General features: G+C 73.8%; 1 protein-coding gene. It reads right to left on the reverse strand.

The window, feature by feature from the left end; genetic code table 11:
* Positions 1-30: 30 nt before the first annotated feature.
* Positions 31-1,101: a peptide chain release factor 1 gene (gene prfA / locus FNQ90_RS24085; protein WP_182608275.1), complete on the reverse strand. Its 1,071-nt coding sequence runs from the start codon at positions 1,099-1,101 to the stop codon at positions 31-33.
* Positions 1,102-1,152: the final 51 nt, after the last annotated feature.

Raw genomic sequence — 1,152 nt, forward strand, 5'->3', positions numbered from 1 at the left:
CCCCGGCCCCCGGCCCCCGACCCGCGCCGCTCATCGGGCCGCGGCGAGCCGGGCGGCGGAGTCCGCGTCGACGCACGCCTGGATGACCGGGTCCAACTCGCCGTCCAGGACCTGGTCCAGGTTGTACGCCTTGAAGCCGACGCGGTGGTCGGAGATCCGGTTCTCCGGGAAGTTGTAGGTGCGCACCCGCTCGGAGCGGTCCACGGTGCGGACCTGGCTGCGGCGGGCGTCGGACGCCTCGCGGTCGGCCTCCTCGCGGGCGGCGGCCAGCAGTCGGGCGCGCAGGATGCGCAGCGCCTGCTCCTTGTTCTGCAGCTGGCTCTTCTCGTTCTGGCAGGAGACGACGATGCCGGTGGGCTGGTGGGTGATGCGCACCGCGGAGTCGGTGGTGTTGACCGACTGGCCGCCGGGTCCGGAGGAGCGGTAGACGTCGATGCGCAGGTCGTTCGGGTTGACCTCCACGTCCACGTCCTCGGCCTCGGGCAGGACCAGCACGCCGGCGGCGGAGGTGTGGATGCGGCCCTGGGACTCGGTGGCGGGGACCCGCTGCACGCGGTGGACGCCGCCCTCGTACTTCAGGCGCGCCCACACGCCCTGCCCCGGCTCGGCGACGCCGCGCGCCTTGACCGCCACCTGCACGTCCTTGTACCCGCCCAGGTCGGAGGGGGTGGCCCCGAGGACCTCGGCGCGCCAGCCGTGGCGCTCGGCGTAGCGCAGGTACATCCGCAGCAGGTCGGCGGCGAACAGCGCGGACTCGTCGCCGCCCTCGCCGGCCTTGATCTCCAGGATGACGTCCTTGTCGTCCTCCGGGTCCCGGGGCACCAGCAGCAGGCGCAGGCGCTCGGTCAGCTCCTCGCGCCGGGTCTCCAGGCTCTTCGCCTCGGCGAGGAAGTCGGTGTCCTCGGCGGCCAGCTCGCGGGCCGTCGCGACGTCCTCCCCGCAGGCGACCCATTCCCGGTAGGCGGCCAGCACGGGGGTCAGTTCGGCGTAACGCCGGTTGAGGGCGCGGGCGCGGGCGCGGTCGGCGTGGATGGAGGGGTCGGCGAGCTGTCGTTCGAGGTCGGCGTGTTCGCCGATGAGTTCCTCGACCGCCTCGAACATCGGTGGACTCCCGGTGGGACGGCGGGCGAAGGCCCGGGAAGGGGGCTGTGG

The sequence above is a fragment of the Streptomyces alkaliphilus genome, assembly GCF_014141535.1.
GTDB lineage: Bacteria > Actinomycetota > Actinomycetes > Streptomycetales > Streptomycetaceae > Streptomyces > Streptomyces alkaliphilus.